General features: G+C 62.7%; 25 protein-coding genes. 9 read left to right on the forward strand and 16 right to left on the reverse strand.

Annotated features, from left to right (window positions below; all coding sequences use genetic code 11):
- Positions 1-54: 54 nt before the first annotated feature.
- From PSH73_RS10900 to PSH73_RS10910, 3 genes are all read left to right on the forward strand, one after another.
- Positions 55-534 carry a VOC family protein gene (locus PSH73_RS10900; protein ID WP_057441868.1) on the forward strand — a complete coding sequence of 160 codons (480 nt, stop codon included), beginning with the start codon at positions 55-57 and terminating at the stop codon, positions 532-534.
- 54 nt (positions 535-588) lie between these two features.
- Positions 589-1,152, forward strand: a complete 564-nt coding sequence (locus PSH73_RS10905) for a nucleotidyltransferase family protein (protein ID WP_057441870.1) — start codon at positions 589-591, stop codon at positions 1,150-1,152.
- Positions 1,153-1,343: 191 nt separating this feature from the next.
- Complete coding sequence (locus tag PSH73_RS10910; RefSeq protein WP_057959524.1) at positions 1,344-2,471, forward strand: GGDEF domain-containing protein; 1,128 nt, start codon at positions 1,344-1,346, stop codon at positions 2,469-2,471.
- A gap of 3 nt (positions 2,472-2,474) precedes the next feature.
- Here PSH73_RS10910 and PSH73_RS10915 read toward each other — a convergent pair whose 3' ends face one another.
- The 6 genes from PSH73_RS10915 to PSH73_RS10940 all read right to left on the reverse strand — a co-directional run bounded on the left by PSH73_RS10915 (position 2,475) and on the right by PSH73_RS10940 (position 10,410).
- Positions 2,475-4,661, reverse strand: coding sequence for a response regulator (locus PSH73_RS10915; protein ID WP_057959525.1), 2,187 nt, complete (start codon positions 4,659-4,661; stop codon positions 2,475-2,477).
- Positions 4,662-4,688: 27 nt separating this feature from the next.
- Positions 4,689-5,540 (reverse strand): CAP domain-containing protein, encoded by an 852-nt coding sequence (locus PSH73_RS10920; protein WP_198792765.1) that lies wholly within the window; start codon positions 5,538-5,540, stop codon positions 4,689-4,691.
- An 80-nt stretch (positions 5,541-5,620) separates the two neighbouring features.
- Complete coding sequence (locus PSH73_RS10925; protein ID WP_169990555.1) at positions 5,621-6,949, reverse strand: MFS transporter; 1,329 nt, start codon at positions 6,947-6,949, stop codon at positions 5,621-5,623.
- Between the two features lie 172 nt (positions 6,950-7,121).
- Positions 7,122-8,315: an L-2-hydroxyglutarate oxidase gene (gene lhgO, locus PSH73_RS10930; protein ID WP_198818324.1), complete on the reverse strand. Its 1,194-nt coding sequence runs from the start codon at positions 8,313-8,315 to the stop codon at positions 7,122-7,124.
- Positions 8,316-8,424: 109 nt separating this feature from the next.
- Positions 8,425-9,135: a FadR/GntR family transcriptional regulator gene (locus tag PSH73_RS10935; RefSeq protein WP_057959528.1), complete on the reverse strand. Its 711-nt coding sequence runs from the start codon at positions 9,133-9,135 to the stop codon at positions 8,425-8,427.
- A gap of 54 nt (positions 9,136-9,189) precedes the next feature.
- Positions 9,190-10,410, reverse strand: a complete 1,221-nt coding sequence (locus tag PSH73_RS10940; RefSeq protein WP_057959529.1) for an MFS transporter — start codon at positions 10,408-10,410, stop codon at positions 9,190-9,192.
- A gap of 119 nt (positions 10,411-10,529) precedes the next feature.
- Between PSH73_RS10940 and PSH73_RS10945 the strand changes: the two genes are divergently transcribed.
- Both PSH73_RS10945 and PSH73_RS10950 read left to right on the forward strand, forming a co-directional pair.
- Positions 10,530-11,435, forward strand: coding sequence for a LysR family transcriptional regulator (locus PSH73_RS10945; RefSeq protein ID WP_305462468.1), 906 nt, complete (start codon positions 10,530-10,532; stop codon positions 11,433-11,435).
- 27 nt (positions 11,436-11,462) lie between these two features.
- The gene (locus PSH73_RS10950) at positions 11,463-12,143 is read left to right on the forward strand and encodes a GNAT family N-acetyltransferase (protein ID WP_198831197.1); all 681 of its coding nucleotides are present in this window, start codon (positions 11,463-11,465) and stop codon (positions 12,141-12,143) included.
- Positions 12,144-12,184: 41 nt separating this feature from the next.
- Here the strand turns inward: PSH73_RS10950 and PSH73_RS10955 are convergent, their stop codons facing one another.
- The 6 genes from PSH73_RS10955 to PSH73_RS10980 form a co-directional block, all read right to left on the reverse strand.
- Complete coding sequence (locus PSH73_RS10955; RefSeq protein WP_057959531.1) at positions 12,185-12,586, reverse strand: hypothetical protein; 402 nt, start codon at positions 12,584-12,586, stop codon at positions 12,185-12,187.
- Positions 12,587-12,618: 32 nt separating this feature from the next.
- Positions 12,619-13,875, reverse strand: coding sequence for a 3-phosphoshikimate 1-carboxyvinyltransferase (gene aroA / locus PSH73_RS10960; protein WP_169990554.1), 1,257 nt, complete (start codon positions 13,873-13,875; stop codon positions 12,619-12,621).
- Between the two features lie 102 nt (positions 13,876-13,977).
- Complete coding sequence (locus PSH73_RS10965; RefSeq protein WP_057441885.1) at positions 13,978-14,535, reverse strand: UPF0149 family protein; 558 nt, start codon at positions 14,533-14,535, stop codon at positions 13,978-13,980.
- A gap of 84 nt (positions 14,536-14,619) precedes the next feature.
- Positions 14,620-15,312 (reverse strand): anti-sigma factor domain-containing protein, encoded by a 693-nt coding sequence (locus PSH73_RS10970; protein ID WP_057959534.1) that lies wholly within the window; start codon positions 15,310-15,312, stop codon positions 14,620-14,622.
- Positions 15,309-15,848 (reverse strand): sigma-70 family RNA polymerase sigma factor, encoded by a 540-nt coding sequence (locus tag PSH73_RS10975; RefSeq protein WP_057959535.1) that lies wholly within the window; start codon positions 15,846-15,848, stop codon positions 15,309-15,311. Before PSH73_RS10975 ends, PSH73_RS10970 begins: the two co-directional genes overlap by 4 nt.
- 91 nt (positions 15,849-15,939) lie before the next feature.
- Positions 15,940-16,461, reverse strand: coding sequence for a DUF3455 domain-containing protein (locus tag PSH73_RS10980; RefSeq protein WP_057959536.1), 522 nt, complete (start codon positions 16,459-16,461; stop codon positions 15,940-15,942).
- A 203-nt stretch (positions 16,462-16,664) separates the two neighbouring features.
- Here PSH73_RS10980 and PSH73_RS10985 point away from each other — a divergent pair, with 203 nt between their 5' ends.
- Positions 16,665-17,450 carry a sulfite exporter TauE/SafE family protein gene (locus PSH73_RS10985; protein WP_057441891.1) on the forward strand — a complete coding sequence of 262 codons (786 nt, stop codon included), beginning with the start codon at positions 16,665-16,667 and terminating at the stop codon, positions 17,448-17,450.
- 58 nt (positions 17,451-17,508) lie between these two features.
- On the opposite strand, the gene pcsA is transcribed toward PSH73_RS10985, so the two are convergent.
- Together pcsA and PSH73_RS10995 are read right to left on the reverse strand one after the other, a co-directional pair.
- Entirely contained in the window at positions 17,509-18,231 is a 723-nt protein-coding gene (pcsA, locus tag PSH73_RS10990) for a phosphatidylcholine synthase (protein ID WP_057441892.1), read from the reverse strand.
- A gap of 150 nt (positions 18,232-18,381) precedes the next feature.
- Positions 18,382-19,320 (reverse strand): class I SAM-dependent methyltransferase, encoded by a 939-nt coding sequence (locus tag PSH73_RS10995; RefSeq protein WP_057959537.1) that lies wholly within the window; start codon positions 19,318-19,320, stop codon positions 18,382-18,384.
- Positions 19,321-19,512: 192 nt separating this feature from the next.
- On the opposite strand from PSH73_RS10995, the gene mdeB reads away from it, so the two are divergent.
- On the forward strand, positions 19,513-22,191 hold the full coding sequence (gene mdeB, locus PSH73_RS11000; RefSeq protein WP_057959538.1) for an alpha-ketoglutarate dehydrogenase: 2,679 nt from the start codon (positions 19,513-19,515) through the stop codon (positions 22,189-22,191).
- 67 nt (positions 22,192-22,258) lie between these two features.
- On the opposite strand, the gene PSH73_RS11005 is transcribed toward mdeB, so the two are convergent.
- Positions 22,259-22,747, reverse strand: coding sequence for a DUF1289 domain-containing protein (locus PSH73_RS11005; RefSeq protein ID WP_305462472.1), 489 nt, complete (start codon positions 22,745-22,747; stop codon positions 22,259-22,261).
- 36 nt (positions 22,748-22,783) lie between these two features.
- Entirely contained in the window at positions 22,784-23,674 is an 891-nt protein-coding gene (locus PSH73_RS11010) for a LysR substrate-binding domain-containing protein (protein WP_057959539.1), read from the reverse strand.
- 112 nt (positions 23,675-23,786) lie between these two features.
- Between PSH73_RS11010 and PSH73_RS11015 the strand changes: the two genes are divergently transcribed.
- On the forward strand, positions 23,787-24,797 hold the full coding sequence (locus PSH73_RS11015; protein ID WP_186626175.1) for a zinc-binding alcohol dehydrogenase family protein: 1,011 nt from the start codon (positions 23,787-23,789) through the stop codon (positions 24,795-24,797).
- 83 nt (positions 24,798-24,880) lie between these two features.
- On the forward strand, positions 24,881-25,180 hold the full coding sequence (locus tag PSH73_RS11020) for a putative quinol monooxygenase (protein ID WP_057441906.1): 300 nt from the start codon (positions 24,881-24,883) through the stop codon (positions 25,178-25,180).

Here is a 25,180-nt window from a genome sequence, read left to right on the forward strand (position 1 = left end):
CGCTCACGGTAGGGCTAGACTGTAGCGGTCAATGGCCTTTTTTGGAGTATCCAGATGACCCACAAAAACACCATCTGCCTCTGGTTCGACGGCGCCGCCCTGGACGCTGCCAGGTTCTATGCCGCGACATTCCCGGACAGCAGCGTAGAGGCCGTACATACAGCCCCGGGTGACTATCCGGCGGGTAAGCAGGGCGATGTCCTGACCGTGGAATTCACCGTCATGGGCATCCCGTGCCTGGGCCTCAATGGCGGGCCGGGTATCCAGCACAACCAGGCGTTTTCATTCCAGGTCGCCACTGACGACCAAGCCGAGACGGATCGCCTGTGGCAGGCGATTGTCGGCAATGGTGGCGAGGAGGTTGCGTGCGGTTGGTGCCGGGATAAGTGGGGGCTTTCCTGGCAAATCACCCCGCGGGTGCTCACAGCGGCGATCACCGACCCCGATCCGGCCGCAGCCAAGCGTGCGTTCGAGGCGATGATGGGCATGGTGAAAATCGACATCGCGGCCATCGAGGCTGCGTTCAAGGGGTAACGAAACCCTGGTATAACCTTTGCCCTCAACACGAGCAATGGCAACGGACTGCACATGAGACTGACGACCCAGAGGCTGGTTGAGTTGGCGATGACCAACCCCATCAATGCTGAAATGACCGCGCGCCTGCCAGCCCTTGGCCTGGATCAATGCCTGCTGACGGCCGGTTGCCTGTTCCAGGCGGTGTGGAATCATCAGGCCGGTTTGAGCGCCGATTGGGGCGTGAAGGATTACGACGTGTTCTACTTCGATCCCGATCTGTCCTGGGAAGCCGAGAATGCGGTGATTGAGCGCGCCGCCGAACTTTTCCGCGACCTGCATGCGAACATTGAAGTGAAGAACCAGGCGCGTGTGCATCTCTGGTACCCGCAGCGGTTCGGCATGCCTTATCCCCAGTTGCACTCGGCCATGGATGGGGTGGATCGCTATTTGGTGGCGGGCACCTGCATCGCCTTGGCCGTAGACACGGGCGAAATTTATGCACCTTTCGGTTTGGCCGACATCGAACAGGGAATACTCCGGCTCAACCCCATCACCCCGCAGCCGGATCTGTTTCAGCAGAAGGCCAGAAGCTATCAGGCCCGCTGGTCGTGGCTCAGGATTGAAAACCCGCAGTAGCTGTCGACGCTGGGCGACGTGGCGTTGCAGCTCACAGTCATATCGCCATTGCCAGCAAGCTAGCTCCTACAGAGGCGCGATGGCTTTAACATGGGCGTTTACGCGGTATCTACAGCGGATTTCGCTGTTCTGGATACTGGCAGGGTGCCACAATGCCATTTTGTCGCGGCACTACTGATCAGGCGAATCAAATGAATGGCCTTGGGCGTGAGCAGGACCAGGATTTTTTCATCGAAGCGCAGGTGCGGACTGATTGCCTGCATCAGTTGTTTCGCCAATCCTTTTCTGCGGTTTTCGGCAGCTATCTGGCCGCCGGCATGTTGTGCTGGTTGTGTTGGGACCGCCTTGATCGCGACCTGATGATCGGCTGGCTGATCTTGCTGTCCGGCTCGTCGCTCCTGCGCTTTTTGATGTTTTTCCAGTATTTTCGCAGCCCCAGAAGTGAGCGCACGCCGCGCCGCTGGGAGCTCCATTATTGGCTTACGCTGGTGCTTTCTGCGGGGATCTGGGGCGCCGGTGCCCTTGCCATAATGCCCACCGATGACCGCTTGACCCAGGCGCTGGTCATCCTCTTTACCGTGGGGATGTCCGTCAGCGCGGTGTCGTGTTACTCGGCCTACCGCTACATGACCATGGTGTCCATGGCCCTGGTGCTGTTGCCGTGCACCCTGTGGTTGCTGTTTCAACCTTCCAAGATGCAAATGGGCATGGCTATCGCAGTGCTGGTGTTCTCATCCTTTGTCGTAGGCGCCTCACGGAAATTGTCCGAGGCCCTGGAGAAGGCCTTTCGCCTGACCCGCGAAATAGAGCGGGCCCACAGTATTTCCACGCGCGCTGCCGAGACCGACGAACTCACCGGGCTGATGAACCGCCGGGCGTTTTTCGAAAAGGCCCAGGTGCTGTATGACCAATGCAAACGCACTCGCCAGCCCCTGTGTGCGCTGATGCTGGACATGGATCACTTCAAGGCCATCAACGACACCTACGGCCACCAGACGGGTGACCGGGTGTTGCAGCAGATTGGCCAGGTGATCAGCGCCTCCTTTCGCCAGACGGATATCTATGGCCGCCTGGGGGGCGAGGAGTTTGCGGTGTTGTTGCCCGACACCACGCTTGAGGTAGCACGGGACATCGGCGAACAACTGATCCGCGCCATTGCCGATTTGACCATTGACCCGGTGCAGGTGTTGAGTGCGAGCCTGGGGGTGGCCTCGACGCTTGCCGTGGGCGACGACTTGCAGCACTTGATGAACACGGCCGACAAAGCCCTGTACCGCGCCAAGGCCTTGGGGCGCAACCAGGTGGTGGTCGCGTCCTAGGCTTCAGTCCTTGCCCATAGCCTTGGCCAGCACCCGTGAGACCTGGTCGGCGGAGTAGGGTTTGGCGAGAAACTCAAAGCCGTCATAACCGGACTTGGCCAGTTCCTCGCTGTAGCCGGAGGTGAGGATCACCGGCAGATCGGGCCGGCGCCGGCGCAACTCCCGGGCCAGCGCCACGCCACCGATGCCGGGCATCACCACGTCGGAGAACACCCCATCGAATGCCCGGGCATCCGGGCCGATCATTTCCAGGGCTTCTTCGGCATGGGTGGCCCACACTGTCTGGTAGCCCAGGTCCTGCAGAATCTGGTTGGCGAAGCGGCCCACTTCGAGGTTGTCCTCCACGATCAAGATGCGCCGTCGCCCGGCGTCCGGGGCCAGTTCAAGCGGCGTCTCGACCACGTTGTCGAGGATCGTCTCCGGCTCCACTTGCGGCAGGTACAGGGTAAACACGGTGCCCTGGCCGAGCACACTGGCGACATCGACATTGCCTCCCGACTGCTTGGCGAACCCGAATACCTGCGACAGCCCAAGCCCGGTGCCTTTGCCGACTTCCTTGGTGGTGAAGAACGGTTCGAAGATGCGTTCAAAGGTACTCGAGGCAATCCCGCTGCCGGTGTCCGCCAGGGAGATCGCGACGAAGGGTTTGCCGGAGCCGCCATGCCCGCGAATGCATGGCAACGGCTGGTCCCGGTCCAGGCGTAACACCAGCGTACCCTGGCCATTCATTGCATCCCGCGCGTTGAGGGCGATGTTGATCAGCGCGGTTTCAAACTGGCTGGAATCCGCGCAGACGTAACACGCCTGTTCCGGCAATTGGACGCGGACGTGAATCCGCGCACCGGTAAGCGTCTCCAGCATGTCGCCGATGTTTTGCACGCGCTGGCCCACATTGAACACTTGTGGGTTGAGCGGCTGGCGCCGGGCGAAGGCGAGCAATTGGCTGGTCAGCTTGCTGGCGCGTTCTACGGTATCGGTCACCGCACTCATGTATCGCTCGCGGCGCTCTTCGGGCAGGTTGGGCATGCGCAGGAAGTCCACCGACGAGCGGATGATTGTCAGCAGGTTGTTGAAGTCGTGGGCAACGCCGCCGGTCAACTGGCCAATGGCTTCGAGCTTCTGCGACTGGCGCAACGCCGCTTCAGTCTGGTTGAGCAGGGTGGTGCGCTCCATGACCCGTTGCTCCAGGGTCGCATTCAAATCGGCCAGCGCCGACAGGCCCTCACGCACAATGGCATCGGCCCGCACCCGTTCGATATGGGCCCAGGAGCGCTCCGTGACCTCACCCAGCAGCGCCAGGTCGTAGGAAGACCAGCGCCGCGGGACGCGGTCGTGAATGGCCATCAGCGCGGTCAGACGCCCGGACTTGATCAGCGGCATGCAAATCGTCGCCGTCACGCCAATGGCCTGGAAGGTCGCGGCCTCCTCGGGCGTCAGCTCCGTCAGGTTGTCATTGATGATCAACGGCTCGCCGGCCTGCAGGCGCTCGACCGCCAATTGGCCGAAGTCCGTCAGGCGATAATGCCCGACGATGCTGGGCGAGCCTTCTGCGGCCCAGTTGCCGCGGATGGTAAAACCGTCTTCGTCGGCCTCCATGTCGGCATAGGCGCAGTTGGACAGGTTCAGGTGGGTCGCCAGCACCCGCGTGGTGGCCGCCATGATCGCCGCCGGATCGGTGGCGTTGGCCACACCGAGGCTGATGGCATCCAGCACGGCCAGGCGGCGCGTCATAAACACCGTATTGGTGGTCTCGGTCACGGTGTCGAGCATCCCCACCACCTTGCCTGTGGAGTCGCGGATCGGGCTATAGCAGAACGTGAAATAAGCCTGTTCCGGCGCCGCGCCACGCTCGACGATCAGTGGGAAGTCTTCGATAAACGTTGCCTGGCCGTCGAATGCAGCATCGGCGATCGGGCGGATCTGGCTCCAGGCTTCCTGCCAGATCGTGCTGAAGGGTTGGCCCAGTGCCTCTGGTTTGTTGCCCAGCACCGGAATGAACGCGTCGTTATACAGCGTGATCAATTCGGGCCCCCACACCACCGCCTGAGGGAAACGGGAAGCAAGGCTCAGGGACACCGTGGTCTTGAGCACGTCCGGCCATTGCTCTATTGGCCCCAGGGGCGAGTTGGCCCAGTCATGGCGGCGAACCCGTTCGGCCATCTCACCGCCGCCTTGCAGCCAGTCTGTCATCGACTCAATACCTTGTTCGTTTCGACGCTATTGCGTGCCCAACAATGCCGTCCAGTAAATCCCCGCATCGCTTTTCGGATCCAGCCCATAGGCGGCGCCCAATTCGCGAAATTGTGGGTTCATCAGGTTGGCGCAATGCCCGGGGCTGGCGAGCCAGCCGTCAACCACCTTGCGCGGCGTGTCCAGGCCGGCCGCGATGTTCTCGCCGATCTGTTGCGCCACATAACCGGCCAGTTCCGCGCGGTCGCCCGGGGTCCGACCGTCGCGGTCCAGGTGGTCGAAGAAGTTGTGGTTGGCCATATTGCGTGCATGACTGTCGGCGGCGCTGGCCAACTGGGCGTTCCAGGCCAGCGGCGTGGTGGCCGCGAAGGCTTGCTCGCCACACTGGCGCGGTTGTTTGCGGGCGGCGTTGACCATCTCCAGCAACTGCGGGCCGGCGTCCTGGGAGCTGGCCAAGCCACGGCTCAACAGTGGGCGGGCGAGGACAATGCGCCAGTCCTGGCCATTGTTGCTGACGCCGATGTCGACGAATTGCGGGTCGAGCACCACCCGGCAGAAGCTCTCGCGTACCGCTTTCATCGCCGATTGCGAGTCGCGAGGCCCGGACAGGCTGATCGCCTGCACGTTGACCATCGGGTAGGCCACCTGGGCCAGGGCCTGCTGCAAATCGCCGACATTATTGACCGGCAACACCAGGCGTGGGTCGACCGCCAGCGGCGGCAACTCCTGGGAGCCCTGGTCGCCACAGCGCTGCACCTGGCTGCGGTACTGGTTGATCGAGTCGATCAATTGACTCTCTTCGCTCGCCGACGCGGTGGCGCAAAACACCAGACTGGCGGCCAGCGTGGTAACACCCATCATCAATGACAGAACGCGCATGGACGTTTCCCTTGAGCATGAAAGTGCCCATGATGCGCGATCAAGGGGCGCAGATGCACCCCTTGGGCAATATTTTGCCCTTAGTTCTTGAATGCCGAGTGCTTGCGACCCTGGTCACACAGGGCAAACACCACCACCAGCACTGACGCGATGGCCAGAATGATCACCACGCCGTCTGTCGAGTGAGTGGCCGAGGCAGCCACCATCGACAAGGCCCCCAAAGGCGCCAGGCCACCGGCGATAGCCGTGCCGATTTCACGGCCGGTACCGAAACCCGAAGAACGGGTCTGGGTCGGGAACTGACGGCTGAGGAACGAGCCCTGTGGCGCGAACATCATCGGCGCGAGGATCCCGGTGCCGATCCCGATGGCCAGGTAGATCATCAGGCTTTCGCCGGTGTTCAACAGCGCCAGGAACGGGTAGGCGAACATCAGCGACAGCACGCCGCCCAGCACCAGCACCGACTTGCTGCTCCACTTGTCACACAGCCAACCGAAGCATGGCACGGCGACAATCGCCACCAGGCTGGCGATGGTCACCGACAGCGAAGTGACGTGCACATCAACGCCCTTGAACTGCGTCAGATAGGCCAGGGAGAAGGTCTTGAAGATGTAGCTCAGGGCGTTGTAGCCAATGGCCACGAAGAACACCACCGCCAGGCCCTTGAGGTCATTCTTGAACAGGGCCTTGAGCGGCGAGACCTTGGCCTTGGCCGGCTCCTGGCTCAGTTCTTTGAACTCGGGGGTTTCCGGGATGCTGTTACGCACCCACAGGCCCACACCCACCAGGGCGATACTGCAGATAAACGGGATGCGCCAGCCGCCGGCCAACAGGAACTCATTGCCATTGATGGTCAGCAGGTACACGGTCAGCGACGACAGCAGCAGGCCCAGGTTCAAGCCCAGCGCCGGCCAGGCCCCCTGGCTGCCGCGCTTGCCTTCTGAAGCATGCTCGTAGGAAGTGACCGCCGCGCCCGACAGCTCGGCACCGGCGCCCAGGCCCTGGATGATGCGGATAAACACCAGAATGATCGGCGCCCAGATGCCAATCGAGGCATAGCTGGGGATCAGGCCGATCAGCGTGGTGCACACGCCCATCATGCAGAAGGTCAACACCAGCACATGTTTGCGGCCGAACTTGTCGCCCAGGTAGCCGAACAGGATGCCGCCGAAGGGGCGGGCGATAAAGCCGATGGCAAAGGTGGAGAACGCCATCAGGGTCGCGGTTTTCGGGTCACTGTTATCAAAGAAGATCTTCGAAAAGACAATCGCCGCCATGGTTGCGTAGAGGTAGAAGTCATACCACTCCAGCATCGAACCGAAGATGGTGGCAGCAGCCACCTTGCGCAGGCGCTTCTTGGTTTGTGCCGGGGTTTCCACCGTGGCCGGGGTGTGGGCTTTTGCCGTCATGCTGTACTTCCTTCTCAGTCATTATATTTATTAGGGTGTTGCGAACGCGATCAAATGTGGGAGCTGTCGAGCCTTGGCGAGGCTGCGATAGCGCCGGGTCAGGCGATACATTGGTTGCCTGCGCCGCCGTCATCGCAGCCTCGCGGGGCGAGACAGCTCCTACAGGGGGTGTTTAGTTGGGGGTGAACATGCGGTCGGCGATCATTTCGCCAATCGGAATCGCCGAGGTGGCCGCCGGTGACGGCGCGTTACACACGTGCAACATGCGCGGCGTCTGGGCGAACAGGAAATCGTGCACCAGGCTGCCGTCGCGCATCACCGCCTGGGCGCGGATCCCGGCTTCGTAGGGCTGCAGGTCGTCGAGTTCCAGGGATGGGCAATACTTGCGGCATTGCTCCAGGTAGCCGGACTTGAACAACGAATTCTTCATTTCCACGCTGCCGGAGCCGAGGTTCTGCCAGATGGTTTTCCAGAAGCCGGGGAAGCGCGCGTACTCGGCCACATCCTTCCAGTTGACGGAAAACTTCTTGTAGTTCTCCCGGCCCAGGCCCAGCACCGCATTGGGGCCGACGGTGACGCTGCCATCAATCATGCGGGTCAGGTGCACCCCCAGAAACGGCAGCTCCGGATCCGGGATCGGGTAGATCAAGTGGTTGACGATGTTGTTCTTCGACGCGGGCAAGCGGAAATACTCGCCACGGAAGGGGATGATCTGGTGGTCGATATCAATCCCGGCCAGGGTCGCCAGGCGGTCCGATTGCAGGCCCGCGCACACCACCAGGTGCCGCGCTTGCCAGGCGCCGTCGTGGGTGCTGACGGTGACTTTGTCGGTGTCTTCGGCAATCGCCGTGACGGTTTTTTCCAGGCAGATCTCACCCCCGTTGCGGCGAATCACTGCAGCCATGGTTTCGCAGACCTGGCGGTAGTCGACTATCCCGGTGGCATCGAGGAACAACCCGCCCAGGCCGACAATGTTCGGCTCGCGGGCACGCAGTTGCTCGGCGTCCAGGCGCTCGACCTTCATCCCGTTGAGCTGCGAGCGCACATACAGCGCTTCCATGCGCTGCACTTCCAGGGCCGTGGAGGCCACCAGCAATTTGCCGCACACCTCGAACTTGATCCCATGCTCGCTGCAGAACTGTTTGGTGGCCTCGGCGCCACGCTTGCACAACTCGGCCTTGAGGCTGCCGGGTGCGTAGTAGATGCCGGCATGGATCACGCCGCTGTTGTGGCCGGTCTGGTGCTTGGCCAGCACTGGTTCCTTTTCCAGGATCACCAGGGACGCGTTGGGCTGGCGCTTGAGCAACTCCATCGCGGTGGCCAGGCCGACAATGCCGCCACCGATGATGCAAAAGTCATAAATCATGTGGGCTACCTAAATCAGTACATTTCAGTCTGCTTATCAGGTTGTCAGACTAATGTTTTTGTTAAAAAAACAGCGTGCCCGCGGGCACGCTTTATAGGTGTTCGATGGATCAATGGGTGGCCGGCAGCTCCAGTTGCAAGCGTTTGGCGGCGGCACGCAAATGCGCCTCGGCGGCGGCGGCGGCACCCTGGGGGTCGGCGTCGACGATGGCCTGGTACAGCGCCTGGTGTTCCTGGGTGGCGTCCGCCGAGCCGCTGGCAAAGCGCGACGCCGAGTTTTCCCAGGCGGTCTTGCGTGCGCTGGCCAACTGGCTGCGCAGAAAGTCGTGGAAGGCGACGAAATACTCGTTTTTGCTGGCGTCGGCGATGGCCCGGTGAAACTCCACGTCGGCCAGTGCAGCGGCCTCAAAGTCGGCGCGCTTATCGTGCATTTCCTGCAGGGCACGTTTCATGCGTTGCAGGTCGTCGGCGTCGCGGCGTTGGGCGGCAATGGAGGCCGCCTGGGTTTCGATCCACAGGCGCACTTCGAACATTTGCGCGAGGTCAGGGCGTCGGCCATTTTTTTCCGGAAAGCGGAACACCGTACCGGCCGGGGTCTGCGAAATAAACGAGCCCAGGCCACGGCGGGCGGTCAGCACGCCATCGGCCTTGAGCTGGGCAATCGCCTCGCGCACCACCGAACGGCTGACATTCAACTGTTCCGCCAATTGCTGCTCGGTGGGCAGGCGCGACTCGGGCGCCAGTTGTCCGGAGTCAATCTCGGCCCGTATGGCGCTGACAACACGCACAACGAGGGAATCTGGACGCTGAAGCTCAAGCATGGCAAAACCTAGGTGATCAGGTTGTCAGACAATAGCTGTTACGATTTTCCCTTGTCAAGGCGCCGCTGTGGCTTGCAGCGTTTTTACCTGGCGCCCCAAGGCCAGCAGCAGCGCCAGCACAACCAGCCCTGCGGCCACCGCAAAGGTCACGCGCAAGCCTTGGCCGACTGCTGCGGGGAGGGCTGACTGGAGATCGCCAGTGCCCCAGGCAAACACCGCGCCCAGGGCCCAGGCGCCGATAATCAGGCCCAGATTGCGCGACAGGTTCAGCCAGCCCGCGATCACGCCGCGTCGGTCCGCCGACAGATTGCTCATCACCGCTGTGTTGTTGGCCGCCTGAAAGTGCGCGTAGCCCAGGGTGAGGATCACCAGCGCGCCGATATAACCTGCAGCGCCCAAGGGCAGCAACACCAACATCAAGCAGCCGGCGAGCATGCACAACAGGCCGCCAAGCGTCGTGGCATAGCTGCCCCAGCGGTCGGTCAGGCGCCCGGCCGGTATGCCCGCGAGCGCCGCGACGCAAGGGCCGACAGCCATGGCCAGGCCCATTGGCGTGGGATCCAGCCCTAGGCCATGGCTCAGGTAAAACGGCCCGGCGACCAGGGTGGTCATCATCACGGCCGCCACCAGCGTACTCATGCCAAGCCCGGCGCCCAGGGCTCGGTCATGGAGTGCCGAGAAGACACTGACGCGGCCGCCAGCGGGTGGTGGCGGATCTCTGTCGGCCTGTGTGCGCTGCACCAGCACGAACGCCAGGGCGGCCAACGGCAGCATCACCAGGAACAGCGCGCGCCAGCCCGACGCCGCAATCAGTGCGCCACCGATGGCCGGCCCCAAGCCGGTACCCACCGCCGACATCGTTCCCAGCAAACCCATGACGCGCCCGGTCTGCTCCTTGGGCACGGTGGCGGTGACCAGCGCCATGGTCATTGCCATCATGGTCGCTGCGCCGAGCCCTTGCAGCGCCCGCGCCGCGACCAAGGCACCGAGGGAGGGCGCGGCGCTGCACAGGGCGCATGCCACGGCGAAGACCGCCACACCCGCCAGCAGCAGGCGTCGATGGCCGAACCGATCCCCCAGGCGGCCCACACCCACCAGCACGGCCGTGATCGCCAGCAGATAACTCAGCACCACCCATTGCACCGCTGCAAAGGCTGCCGTAAAGCCCTCGGCCATCTGCGGCAGGCCGACATTGGCAATGCTGGTGCCCAGTGCAGCCAGGAGCATGCACAACGATAAACCGGCGAGCGCGCCGCGTGGGGTAGGGGACGTCATGGGATTTTCCTTGTGCTGCACCTAGTCGTTGCCTGCACTCTATGGTCTCGCCTAGCATGGCGGAAGACGCAGCAGTTGCACTCTATACCTGCGTCAAACGCCTGATGAGGATTGCTGCCGTGTCGCTTCCCGATTTCAATCTGCTGGTCACCCTGGACGTGCTGCTCGCCGAAGGCAGCGTCGCCCGTGCCGCCCAGCGCCTGGGCCTGAGCCCCTCGGCCATGAGCCGGGCGTTGGCGCGGCTGCGTGAAACCACCGGTGACCCGTTGCTGGTGCGCGCCGGCCGAGGCCTGGTGCCGACGCCACGCGCCCTGGAACTGCGCGAACGGGTCAGCCAACTGGTACAGGACGCCGAAGCACTGCTGCGTCCGCTGCAGGTCCTGGACCTCAAGAGCCTGCAGCGAACCTTTGTGCTGCGCACCAGCGAAGGGTTTGTCGAGAGTTTTGGCCCGGCGCTGCTGGCCCATATCGCCGCGCAGGCGCCCGGCGTACGCCTGCACTTTGTGCATAAGCCCGGCACACCGCTGCGCGACAGCGGCGTGGACCTGGAAACCGGCGTGGTCGATAGCACGGCCAACCCCGAAGTGCTGACCCAGTTACTGTTTCGCGACCGTTTTATCGGCGTGGTCCGCGCCGGCCATCCACTGAGCCAGGGGCCCATCACCCCTGCGCGCTACGCCGCCGGCCGGCATATCTACGTGTCCCGGCGCGGGCGCGAGCGCGGGCAGATCGACGATGCCCTTGAGGCCTTGCACCTCAAGCGTGACGTGGCGACTATCGTCACCGGGTTCTCCACCGCCGTGGCACTGGCGCAAAGGACCGACCTGATCGCCAGCGTCCCAGAGCGTTATACCCATGGCCTGCGCGATGGTCTGTTCAGCTTTGCCCTGCCGGTCGACGTCCCGGAGTTCAGCGTGGCGATGCTCTGGCATCCACGCCTGGATGCCGACCTCGCGCATCGTTGGTTGCGTGGCTGTTTGCGCGAGGTGTGTGGCGCAGAACGGGTACAATCCCGCCAGCCTTGATGCGAAATACCAGGAAACAGGAATTCGATGTTCACCCTTACCCACTACGCAAGCCCATGCCCCGAGCCGGTCAACAGCCAGATTCTGCAGATGGTGGTCGACTACCTGACCGATATCAGCATGGTCGCCATCCCGCCGAGCAACCTGCTGTACAACATCTACCAATATGCAATCGGCTACGAAGTGCACCTGTACCTGGAAGCGCTGGGCGGGGGCAAGGGCATTGCGGTTGAGCTGATTGTCGCGATGGATGAGCAGGATCCGGCCAAGGTCATTGGCTTCCTGCTGTACCTGCCGGTCAAGGATGACCCCGAGGCCTGTGGCGCGACCTATATGGCCGTGCATGCCAGCCACCGCCGCCAGGGCGTGGCGCGGGCGATGATGGATGACATGCTCGGCCGTTACCCCCACGGCGAACTGACCTGCGCGGTGGAAAAAGTCCCGGCGTTCGAAGCCATGGGCTTTCAGGTGCGCGGCGTGCGTGGCACTCAGGTATTGATGAATACCCGTGACTACAGCACCGATGGCCTGATGGGCGTGTTGGATGTGGCGTCGATCTACAGCTCCCTGGAAGTGCGGCAGATTCACACCTATTTGCTAAACAAACACGGCAAGCGCGCGATGATCGACGCCGAGAAACAGCGGGACCGGCATTTCGATCAGATGGCGCGCAAGGCCCAGGTGTTTGTGCAAAACCGCTTGGCCTGACCGGCGGCTGTTGTGGCAACGGGTCTGATCAAGCCCGTTGCTCACAACAACGGCGGGCTGTCGCGAAACAGGTCATGGGCATCCAGCAACCGATAAGCAATCTCCGGCCGTTTCTCCATCCCTTTGCGAATGGCTGCCGGAATCGACTGCCGCGTCTTGCGACACAGCCCCGGCAGGTCGTCGATGACGATCTGGATCCCGCGCATGCTTTTGACTTCGGTATGCCCCGGGGCGATATGCACGCGGATGCCCAGTTGCTGGTGCATCAGGTGTTGCATGCGTTCCAGGTCGGCCAGGCTTTGCAGGTTTTCCAGGCGTTCGAGCAGCTTTTTTTCTTCCTGGCGGGTCAGTTGCAGGATGCGCTGGTCGGCACCGGGGGCCTCGAGCAGTTGCTCGCGCTCGCAGTCACACACAGCCGGTGGGCAGGGTTGGCGAATTGTCATGATCACTCCCTCCCCACGCTGGTGCTGACGGCTTAGTAGGTCAGTTGCACGCCCAGGCTGCCCAGGGCGTTCCAGTACTCAGGATAGGTCTTGCCCACGCAGTCCGGGTCCTGAATCTTGATGCCCGAGACTTTCAGGCCCGCCAGCGCAAAGCACATGGCGATGCGGTGGTCGGCGTGGGTGTCGATCAGTGCGGTGCACGCAGTGCCCGCCAACGCCGGATCGCTGGCCACCAGCAAGTCGTCACCGATGATGGTCGCCAGCCCCGGGCGGATCTCGTTGAGGCCGTCATGCAGGGCCTGGACGCGGTCGCATTCCTTGACCCGCAGGTTGGCCAGTTCGGTGAAACGCACCGGGGTGTTGTTGAACGCCGCCAGCACTGCGAGGGTCGGGATGGCGTCCTGCATCTGCGAGCCGACCACTGTGGCCGGCATCTGCGGGAATTGCGCGATCACGGCCTGGGCCTTGGCGTCGGGCTGGGTGAAGTCCTGGGCCGCGACGCCCAGGTCGATGCTGCCGCCCGTGAGTACTTCAGCCGCCCACAGGTAGGTGGCCGCCGAAGCGTCGGGTTCGATCAGATAATCGTTGGCGGTGTAGCCGGTGGGGGCCACGCGCCAGGTGCTGTCGTCGACCACGTCCACCTGGGCGCCGAACGCGCGCATGCAATCCAGGGTCAGGTCGACATAGCCACGGGCGCCGATGTCCTTGCCGGTCAGGGCCACCTCGATAGGGGCCTCGCCGCACGCCGCGAGCATCAACAGCGCCGACACGTACTGGCTGGACAGGCCGCCGTCGATCTCGAAGCGCTTGGCCTGCACCTTGCTGCGCCCATGCACGGTCACGGGCGGGCAGCCGGTGGGGCTTTCAACCTGGATGCCGTTCTGGTTCAGGGTCGCCAGCAGCGGGCCGATCGGGCGCTTTTGCATGTACGCGTCGCCATCCAGTACCACGCTGCCTTCCACGGTCGCCACGGCGGCCGTAAGAAAGCGCATTGCGGTGCCGGCGTTGCCCAGGAACAGGGGTTGCGCCGGCAGTTGCAGCTTGCCGTGGCCGGTGACGACAAAGGTCACGTCATCCGGCTCGTCAATGGTCACGCCCATCTGGCGCAAGGCCACGGACATATGCCGGGTGTCGTCGCTTTTCAGCGCGCCGCTCAGGCGGCTGGTGCCCTTGGCCAGGGCCGCCAGCAACAGAGCGCGGTTGGTAATGGATTTGGAGCCGGGAGGCGCTACCTTGCCGTGCAATGGAAAGTTGGGCGGTGTCACGGTCACGGTTTTCTGCGAACTCAAGGTACAAGGCTCCTGATTCAAGGCGCGGTGGCTGGGAGTGGCCGGCTGGCGGAGACGAATAATCGACCATCCGGCACGGCAGGGTCAAATCGTGGCGCAGGTTTAACCGCGCTGGCTCAGCCAATAGGCATGCAAGGCCCTGGCGGCTGGTTCGATGCGCGCCACCTGCTGCTGATGGGCGGCGACATCCAGGTCGGCCGGCAATTCGAAGTTGTCCTGCTCGGCGCACCAGGAGATGGCTTCCAACTGTGCCGCCTGTTCGCTCGGCAGGGGCGGCCATTCGCTGATCGCGGCGCCACGGATATAGCCAAAGCACCATTCCTCGGCGAGGGTCAGCGGCTGGTCCTGGTGTTCGGTTTGTTCAAAGCGTGCCTCAAAACCCTGGGCATCGCTGGCCAACTGCAGGGCAAGGCTGTTGAGATGGCGCGTGCACAGGTCGATAAACTGCCCGAGTTCTTCCTTGCTTTCCCAGGCCGGGACCTGCCCACCCCAGATGGCCGGGAACCAGATGGCAACGTCCACCGGCGCCGGGCCGGACACCAGGGCCGTGAAGTAGCCGTCGAGCTCGGCCAGGTTCAACACCGAGTTGTCGTCGCCGTATTTGAGCAGAATGTCTTCGATGAACTCGAAATCGGCAGGGGCGAGGGCGTGGTCGTGCATGAACATATCCTTTGAGCGTCAAGCGCCGCAGATAAGGCGGCGTAAAACGCGGAGGATGGCGCGAGTCAGCGTTTTAATCCAGTGCTAGATCACCTTTACCGCACGGCCAATCGCCTGGATCGGCCCGGTCGGCTTGCCGGTCGGCGAGCCATTGGGGCCTTCCAGGGTCAGCTCGAACAGTTGGTTGGGCGCCAGCGGCGGCAGTTTATCCAGGGGGATCGACAGGCTTTGCCCCGGCTTGACCAACCCAAGCGAAACCGGGCCTTGCCAGTCATCACCCTTGGTCCAGAATTCCAGCGCCTTGTCTGCCGGTATCTGCACCACGCCCAGGGGGATCAGCTGGATTTGCTGATCGTTGCTGGCCTGGATCACCCAGCCCGGCGCCTGGCTCTGTGGCGCCATCAGCACCACCACGTAGGCGGTCGGGTTGACGGCGGCGGGGCGGGTCAGCAGCAGTGTGGCCAGCACCAGACTGGCCAACAAGCCTGCACCGGCCAGGCCACGCCACAGGGCGAGCAGGTTCCACCACGGCACTGACCGCGCATCGCCCAGGGTGTGATGGCCCAGGCTGCGTTCAATGCGTCGCCACAGGTAGGGCGACGGCGCCAGCGGCTCGGCCAGTTCGGTCAGGGGCAGCAGGCGCTGTTCCCAGGCATCCACCGCCGCGCGCAAGGGCGCGTCGTGTTCCAGGCGTTGCTGCACCTGCAAACGTTGATCTGCGGCCAAGGTCCCCAGCACGTATTCGCTGGCCAGTTCGTCCAATTCGTCGGGTGTCATGCCATGCACTCACGCAAGGCCGCGAGGCTGCGTTTGATCCAGGCTTTGACAGTCCCCAGCGGGGTGTCCAGTTTCTGTGCGATTTCACTGTGGGACAGGCCATCGACATACGCATGCAACAGGCAACTGCGGCGCGACGGTTCCAGATGCTCCAGGCACTGATAAACCTTGCCGCTGCGGGCGCGGTACTCGAAGTGCTCGGCCGTGGGCTCAGCCACCAGTGTGCGTTCGTGCTCATCACTGAGCGCGACCTCACGCTGACTTTTACGCATAACGTTGAGCGCCATATGCCGGGTCACGCTGTACACCCAGCCACGGGCCGAACCCCGGCGCGGGTCGAACCCGCTGGCGCCGTTCCAGATGTTGATAAATGCCTCATGCACGATGTCCTCTGCCAGGGCCGTGTTCCGTGCGATGCGCTTGGCCACGCCGAGCAGACGGGCGCAATCGTGTTCATACAACTGACGCAAGGCTTGCTGTTCGCCACGGGCGCAGGCCAACAGGCAGGCTTCATAGTCAAAGAGAAGTTCGGGCAAGGACTGGGGCCGCCATTTCAGGGTCAACCCCCGGCCCAGAGTGGCCGGGGTGCTATCGCAGCAGCTTAGACGAGTTTTCTGGCCGGGCGGATCATTTGGCCGCCCAGAAGAGGTAGTCCGCCTGGTACTTCACCACTTGCTGCTGGCCCTTGGTGGCGGTGCTGCATTCGGCACTCGGCGCCACGCCACCCTTGAGCGCCACGCGCTGGATATAGCTGACGCCGGTCATGGCACCCTGGCCTTCAGCCGGATTGGCCTTGACCAACTGATAGGGCAGGTTGCCGGCGCTGGACGGCGCCACGGCCAGTTGGGTGCCGGTGACTTTCGAACCGTCCTTGGCCTGCCAGGTGGCAGGCGGGCCGAAGTAGGTACCCACTTGCTTACCGCTACGATCGTTGAGCACCGCCTTGGGGCCGACAAAGACCCACTCGGTCTGGCCGGCAGCGTTGGCCTTGTCGCGGCATTCGTAGGTGATTTCGCCGACACCGGTGGTTTCCAGGATCAGCTTGTGCCCGTCCGGCACCTTGATGCTGTCGGGCAGGCTGGTCTGGGCAAAGGCCGCCGGTGCGGCAATCAGCAGGCAGGTCAGGCAGAGCAGGGGTTTAGCGTTCATCGGTGTCTCTCCGTAAGGGTGAACAGCTGAGCAGCGCTGCGGCTGCTTCCTGTACTACTCACGGCGTGGCCGATTGGATGCACGGTGCGGCAAATAAATCTGCAAAACACAAAAGGAATAAAGTCAGATCGTATTGATATAAGTAGTTATAAGAAAAATCGCTATGCTGCCGCCAGAATTTTATAAGGCCGCAGGTAGCTGTAATGGATGTGGGTAATTTTGGTTTTGTGGTGGCGGGCCTGATTGTTGGTTTTATCGTCGGCATGACCGGCGTCGGTGGAGGGTCGTTGATGACCCCGATCCTGCTGTGGTTCGGCATCAACCCGGCGACCGCCGTGGGTACCGACCTGCTGTATGCCGCCATCACCAAATCCGGTGGGGTGCTGGTGCATGGCAAGAACAAGAACATCGACTGGACCATCACCGGCTGGCTGACCCTGGGCAGTGTGCCGGCGGTGTTGCTGACGCTGTGGTTCCTCAAGAGCCTGCATACCGATCCCAGCGCGATGAACGAAGTGATCAAGCAAGCCCTGGGTGTGGTGCTGTTGCTCACGGCCCTGGCGATTCTGTTCAAGAAGCGATTGTTGGCTTTTGCCCAGCGCCATGCGGGCGACAACTACCATATGAGCCCGCGCAACCTGAATGGGTTGACGGTATTCACTGGGGCGATCCTCGGCACCATGGTTGCCCTGACCTCCATCGGTGCCGGCGCCCTGGGCACCGTGGCGCTGTTTATCCTGTACCCGTTTTTGGCCACCAAGCGCCTGGTGGGCACCGAAATCGCCCACGCAGTCCCCCTGACCCTGGTCGCGGGCCTTGGGCATGCGAGCATGGGTAATATGGACTGGCATTTGCTGGGGTTCTTGCTGATGGGCTCGCTGCCGGGTATCTACTTCGGCAGCCATATGTCCGGCCGGGTGCCGGATGAGCTGCTGCGTCCGTGCCTGGCGGTGATGCTGGGGTTGATTGGTTTCAAGCTGGCGTTCTGACTGCCGGTCTTGCGCTGGGTTGCTGTGGCGAGGGCGGCTCGCCACAACACTTCACGGGTTATGCCTTGCGCGATTTATCCAACCACTCCATCGCCGTACGCCAGATACAAATCCCCAGGAAATACGCCGACATCAACAACCACAAGCCCATGGTCAGCTTGTTGGTGTACGGCTGGTCGATCACCAGCAACAGGCTGCACAGCAGCCACACCGTGGTCACCGCAATATTGATCGGCATAAAGCGCTTGACCCGGAACGGGTGCAGGAACTTCATCGGCGTCACCGTCAGCAGCGCCAGGCCGATCACTGTGGCCAAGGTTATCCAGGCGTCCGGGTCGATAATGTAGACACACAGCGCCACCACATTCCAGGCTGCGGGGAAGCCCTGGAAGTAGTTGTCCTTGCTCTTCATATTGACGTTGCAGAAGCAGAACAACGACGACACCAGGATCACCGAGACGGTGAACAGGTGGGTGAAGTCCGGCAGGTCGATATAGCGGTAGATAAACAGCGCCGGGATAAACACATACGTCAGGTAGTCAATCACCAGGTCCAGTACCGAGCCATCGAAGCTTGGCAGCACGGTCTGCACATTGACCCGCCGCGCCAGCGACCCGTCCACGCCATCCACAATCAACGCCAGGCCCAGCCACAGCAGGCAGGCCTTGGGTTGGTTCTCCAGCAGCGCCAGCGTCGCAAGGAAGGCCAGCACCACGCCGGTGGCGGTAAAGCCATGGGCGCCCCAGGCTTTGAGTCTGGCTACATGCAGGGTCGATATCACAGGGGCGTTCTCCAAAAGGTGAAACGGGGCAGCCGACGGCGGTTGAGCGTCGAATCTGGCCAAGGGATGCAGGTATCGACCGGGAAGGAGGGGATAAGGTTCACCACCAAGGCCTTAGGTTGAGCGTAGCAAGCGCAGAAGGATTCGGCATCAGCCCTGACGGAACACCAGGGCCTTCAGACCACTTTGCGGATCAATGTCGGGAAATTCCGGCGGGTTTGCCAGGCGCTGCTCAAAACGCAGCCCCGGCGCTTCGCGGGTGACGCCCTCGATCAGGAAGTCTTCGCCCAGCGCCGGGTCATTCATGCAGGCCAAGACCGTGCCTTGGGGTGTCAGCAGGTCGGGCAGGCGACGCAGCACGCGCTGGTAGTCCTTGGTCAGCAGGAAGCTGCCTTTCTGAAACGACGGCGGGTCGATGATCACCAGGTCATAGGGGCCGCTGCTGGTGACTTTCGCCCAGGACTTGAACAAGTCATGCCCCAGGAAGCTCACCTTGCCCAGGTCATGGCCATTGAGCCGGTGATTGTCGCGACCCCGGCTCAGGGCGCCACGGGCCATATCCAGGTTGACCACATGCTCGGCCCCGCCCTCGATGGCGGCCACGGAAAACCCGCAGGTATAGGCAAACAGGTTCAGCACTCGCAAGCCACGGGCGTGTTCGCGCACCCAGTTGCGGCCGTAGCGCATATCCAGAAACAGCCCACTGTTCTGCTTTTTGCCCAGGTCGATGCGATAACGCAGGCCGCCTTCGGTGATGGTCAATTCCTCGACCCTCTCGCCCCACAGCCATTCGGTGGTGCTTTGCGGCAAGTAGCGATGTTGCAGGGCCAGAGTGTGGGCGCCGGCCTGTTGCCATTCGCGGCTTTCGCAGAGCTCGCGCAGTTGGTGTTGCAAGGCTTGCAGTTGCGCGGGCTCAGGCTCCTTGAACAACGAAACCAGCACCACGCCTTGCAGCCAATCCACGGTCAACTGCTCCAGTCCCGGCCAGCAACGACCCCGGCCGTGGAACAGGCGACGGGTTTCCACGGGCACGTCACGCAGGGCGGTCAGCAAGTGAGTGTGGAGCAGGGCGAGGGCGTCTGGGGTCATCGGGCAGCGTCGATCATTAAACGGGCGGCATTTTAAACACAATTGCGTTGACTCAGGTGAAGGAAGCACAACGTGCTTTTAATCAGCCATGTTTAAGCGTTTTGTGCTGCAAATCGCCCTTTGACCTACCCAGAACAGTCAAAAAATCCTTTTGGGCAGACATAAACTGGAAAAAACAGCTCGGAGGTGCCCATGAACGGTTTCGTAAAGACAGTCAATCAAACAGCCATTGACCAGCAGGAGCTCACCGAGTGGCGCGACGCCCTGGACTCCCTGGTACGGCATGCCGGCTCGGAGCGCGCGCGGGAGATCCTCGATATGCTGGCCGATGCCGGCAATACGCCAGCCATCGGTTGGAAACCGCGCCACGGCACGCCCTACATCAACAGCATCGCCGTAGACCAGCAGCCACACTTTCCCGGCGACCTGGCGACCGAAGAGCGCCTGGCCTCGCTGGTGCGCTGGAACGCCCTGGCCATGGTGGTGCGTGCCAACCAGGCCTATGGCGAACTTGGCGGCCATATCGCCAGCTATGCCAGCGCGGCGGACCTGTTCGAGGTGGGTTTCAACCATTTTTTCCGTGCCCGTCACGACAACGTCGGCGGCGACCTGGTGTTCTACCAGCCGCATTCCGCGCCCGGTATTTACGCGCGGGCCTTTCTTGAGGGGCGCCTGAGCGAGCAGGACCTGGCCCACTATCGCCAGGAGCTGGGCGCGGTCAAGGCCGGCGCCCGTGGCCTGTCGAGCTATCCGCACCCGTGGTTGATGCCGGACTTCTGGCAGTTCCCCACCGGCTCCATGGGCATAGGCCCGATCAGCTCGATTTTCCAGGCGCGCTTTATGCGTTACCTGCACCATCGCGGCTTGCAGGACACCACCGACCGGCACGTCTGGGGTGTGTTCGGCGATGGCGAGATGGACGAGCCGGAAAGCATGTCAGCCCTGACCCTGGCCGCCCGCGAAGGCCTGGACAACCTGACCTGGGTGGTCAACTGCAACCTGCAACGCCTCGATGGCCCGGTGCGCGGTAATGGGCGGATCATCGACGAGCTGGAGGCACTGTTTGCCGGTGCCGGTTGGAACGTGATCAAGCTGGTGTGGGGGTCGGACTGGGACGCCTTGCTGGCCAAGGATGAGGACGGCGCGTTGGTGCGCACCTTGTCCCAGACCGTGGACGGGCAGTTCCAGACCTTTGCCGCCAAGGACGGTGCCTATAACCGCGAGCACTTCTTTGGCCAAAATGAATCCCTGGCCAAGCTGGCGGCCGGCTTGAGCGATGAGCAGATCGACCGTCTCAAGCGCGGCGGCCACGACATGCTGAAAATCCATGCTGCCTATCACGCCGCGCGGCGGGTCAAGGGGCGCCCTACGGTAATCCTGGCCCAGACCAAGAAAGGCTTTGGCATGGGCGAGGCCGGGCAGGGCAAGATGACCACCCACCAGCAGAAAAAACTCGATCGCGACGCGCTGATCGGCTTTCGCAACCGCTTCCAGTTGCCCCTGAGCGACGAGCAGACCGAATCCCTGAGCTTCTACAAACCCGCCGCCGACAGCGCCGAAATGCGCTACCTGCACCAGCGCCGCGCAGCCTTGGGCGGTTATGTGCCCAGCCGCAGCCAGAGCGCTGAACCGGTGCCTGTGCCGCCAGTGAGTGGCTACGGCGGTTTTGCGACCCAGGCCGAAGGCAAGGAAATGTCCACCACCATGGCCTTTGTGCGCATGCTCAGCAACCTGCTCAAAGACAAGGCCCTGGGCCCGCGCATCGTGCCGATTGTCGCCGACGAGGCACGCACCTTCGGCATGGCCAACCTGTTCAAGCAGATCGGCATTTATTCCAGCGTCGGTCAGCGCTACGAGCCGGAAGATATCGGTTCGATCCTCAGCTATCGCGAAGCCACCGACGGGCAGATCCTTGAGGAAGGCATCAGTGAAGCCAGCGCTATCAGTTCCTGGGTCGCGGCGGCCACCAGCTACTCGGTGCATGGCTTGCGCATGCTGCCGTTCTACATCTACTACTCGATGTTCGGTTTCCAGCGCGTGGGCGACCTGATCTGGGCCGCCGCCGACCAGCGCGCCCGGGGCTTTTTGCTCGGAGCCACGGCGGGGCGTACCACCTTGGGCGGCGAGGGCCTGCAGCACCAGGACGGCAGCAGCCACCTGATGGCCGCGACCGTGCCCAACTGCCGTGCTTACGACCCGGCGTTTGCCGGCGAATTTGCGGTGATTCTCGACCACGGCATGCGCCAGATGCTTGAGCACGATGTGGACGAGTTCTACTACGTGACCCTGATGAACGAAAACTACCCGCAACCGACCCTGCCCGAAGGCGTCGAGGCGGCGATTATCAAGGGCATGTACCGCCTTGAGGGCAGTGCCGGGGCCAAGGTGCGCCTGCTCGGCTCCGGCACCCTGGTGCGCGAGGCCCAGGCCGCCGCGCAGTTACTGGCGGACGATTGGCAGATCGACAGCGAGGTATTCAGCGTGACCAGCTTCAGCGAACTGGCCCGCGATGCGCGTGAGGTGGAGCGCTGGAACCGCCTGCATCCACTGCAAATCCCGCAGCGCAGCCACCTGGCGACCTGCCTGCCCGACGGCGCGCCGGTGATTGCCGTCTCGGACTACGTGCGGGCGGTGCCGCAGATGATCGGTTCCTACCTGGGGGCCCACTACACCGTGCTCGGCACCGATGGCTTCGGGCGCAGCGACACCCGTGCGGCGTTGCGCGATTTCTTCGAGGTGGACCGCCACCACATCGTGCTCGCCGCGCTGGCCGCCCTGGTGGAACAGGGCAGCCTGGAGGCGCAGGTGTGTCAGCGGGCGATTGAGCGATACGGCCTGCACACCGAGCGTGCGGCGTCGTGGACTCACTGACACCTCAAGGTAAATGAGGACCAAATGTGGGAGCGGGCTTGCTCCCACAGGGGGTTTTGGGTGTGCTTTAGAGGGTAGCAATCAACGCCGGCCCAAACGCCTCGCGCAAAAAATCCGGCGCGATGTAGCGCTGGTAATGCGCCTGCGACAGCAGGAAAAACTCCCGATCAATCGCATCACGCAAATCCGCCAGGTGCCGCTCGCGAAACTCCGGCAGCAACGCCAAGCCATACGCATCCAGCCTGGAAATCACCCGCGCGCCCCGGGCAATCAGTTGATAGGCCCAGCAATAAGGCGACTGGTGCGGCATAAAACGGATCTTGCGCTTCTCCAGTTGCTGGCGCAGGCGCGCCGGGTCAAACACCTCCAGCTTGCTGGTCATGACCTGCACCAGCAACTGCTCAAGGCGCAGCCAGACCGCTTGTTTTTCCTCGGCGCTGTAGCCATTCCACTGAATGACTTCATGGTGATAGCGCTTGCAGCCACGGCACACCAGGTCGCCATACACGGTGGAACACAGGCCGACGCACGGCGTCTTGATGGTTTGATTGGGCATAAAAACCGCGTCTTTCCTAATCCACTACAAAAGGGTTCAAAGGCGCTGCAGAGCGCTGAACTGCTGGTTCAACCACTGATACAACTGGGTGACCGCCCGCGACATCTGCCCGCGATGGGGGCAGGCGAAGCTCAAGGGGTACACATCCCCGGGAATCTCCGGCAACAGCACCACCAGGCGCTGGGCCTGCACATCGGCATACACATCCAGCCAGGTCTTGTAGGCGATGCCTTCACCGGCGACGGCCCAGCGCCGCACCACATCGGCGTCGTCACTGAACAGGGGGCCGGTGACTTGCACGGTCTGTTCGCCTAGCTCCCAGCGGTCATGCAGGCGGCCGTTTTGCAGGTAGAGCAGGCACGGGTGGCGGCTCAGGTCGTCGACGGATGTCGGTGTGCCGTGGCGCGCCACGTAGTCCGGTGATGCCACCAGCACCCGGCGGTTCCAGGGCGCCAGGGGCAGGGCGATGTAATTGGCGTCCTCGTTCCAGCCATAACGCAGGGCTACGTCCACCGGGTCGCGAAACAGGTTGGTGACCTGGTCCGACACCAGAAAGCGCAAGCTCAACTCAGGGTGCTGGCGGCGAAACTCGGTGAGCATCGGCAGCAGGATATTGCGCCCCAGGTCCGACGGCGCGGCGATCTGCAAGGTGCCACGCAGTGGCGCGTCATCGCCGCGCAAGCGTTCGCGGCCCAGCTCCAATTGCTCCAGCACGCCACGGGCGGTGGGCAGGTACTGTTCGCCCTCGGCGCTCAGGCGCAGGCTGCGGGTGGTGCGGGTAAACAGGCGCACCTCCAGCTCCCGCTCCAGGCGCTTGATCGCCGCCGCGACCTGGCCCGGCAACAGGTTGGCCTCCACGGCCGCGGCGGTGAAACTGCCCAGGGCGGCGCTGCGCAGAAACAGCCCGAGATCATCGATGCGGATCATTTTCACTCCAGCAATGAAAGTGTTGCTGCATTTTGTCGATTTTTCTTCTCCCTGGGAACGGTAAAGATGCAAGCCATCGAGGGCCATCGCCCCTCATCACTCGTGAGTTCCCATGAAAGCAATTACCTTTACCGAGCATGGCCTGCCCATCGACGACCCGCGCTCGCTGATTGATGTGAATATCGAAGCCCCCCAGCCGGGCCCTCGGGACCTGCTGGTGGAAGTGCAGGCCGTGGCGGTCAACCCGGTCGATACCAAGGTGCGTTCCGGCACCTTTGCCAAGGAGCCGAGAATCCTCGGCTGGGACGCGGCGGGCATCGTGCGCCAGGTGGGCGCCGACGTGACCCTGTTCAAACCGGGCGACGCGGTGTACTACGCCGGCTCCCTGATCCGCTCCGGCAGCTACAGCGAGTTCCAGGTGGTTGATGAGCGCATCGTCGGCCATCGTCCGCGCACACTGGATGCGGCGCACGCCGCCGCCTTGCCGCTGACCTCGATCACCGCCTGGGAGCTGCTGTTCGACCGCCTGGGCGTGACCGAAGGCGGCGGCGAGGGCGATGTGCTGCTGGTGGTGGGGGCTGGCGGCGGCGTGGGTTCGATCCTGGTGCAACTGGCCCGTCAACTCACCAACATGACGGTGATCGGCACGGCTTCGCGCCCGGAAACCATTGGGTGGGTCCAGCGCATGGGGGCCCATCATGTGATCGACCATCGCCGGCCGATGCTGGCCCAGCTCCAAGCGTTGGGCATTGACGCGGTCAGCCATGTCGCCAGCCTCACGCATACCGAGGAGTACCTGCCGCAACTGGTCGAAGTGCTTCGCCCACAAGGGCGGCTGGGGTTGATCGACGATCCCGCCAGCCTGGATGTGATGCCGCTCAAGCTCAAATCCTTGTCCTTGCACTGGGAACTGATGTTCACCCGCTCGTTGTTTGAAACGGTGGATATGATCCAGCAACACCACCTGCTCAACCGGGTTGCACAACTGATCGACCAGGGCGTGTTGCACACCACCCTGGGCGCACATTTCGGTGCGATCAACGCGGCCAATATGCGCAGCGCCCATGCCCTGGTCGAAAGCGGCAAGGCGCGGGGCAAGATTGTGCTTGAGGATTTCCAATGAACACCCTGATCAAAGCCATGGGCTTATCGCTGTGTATGATGCTCGCTGCATGTGCCAGCCAACCTACCAACGGAGTCGCCAGCATGACCAAACCTTTGATATCCATCGCCGTACTCAAGGCCAAGCCAGGCCAGGAACAAGCACTCAAGGCAGGCCTGCTGGCCTTGGTCGAGCCAACCCGCACCGAGCCTGGCAACCTGGATTACGTGTTGTTCGAACTGCGTGATGAGCCGGGCACGTTCTATATGCGTGAAGCGTTCAAAAACCAGGCGGCCCTCGATGCGCATTTCGCAATGCCGTACTTCCAGCGCTTTGCCGCCACGGCGGATGACTTGCTCCAGGAACCCCTGAAACTGATCTTTCTTGAGCAAGTCTCGAACTGA

The sequence above is a fragment of the Pseudomonas sp. FP2294 genome, assembly GCF_030687625.1.
Taxonomy (GTDB): Bacteria; Pseudomonadota; Gammaproteobacteria; order Pseudomonadales; family Pseudomonadaceae; genus Aquipseudomonas; species Aquipseudomonas shahriarae.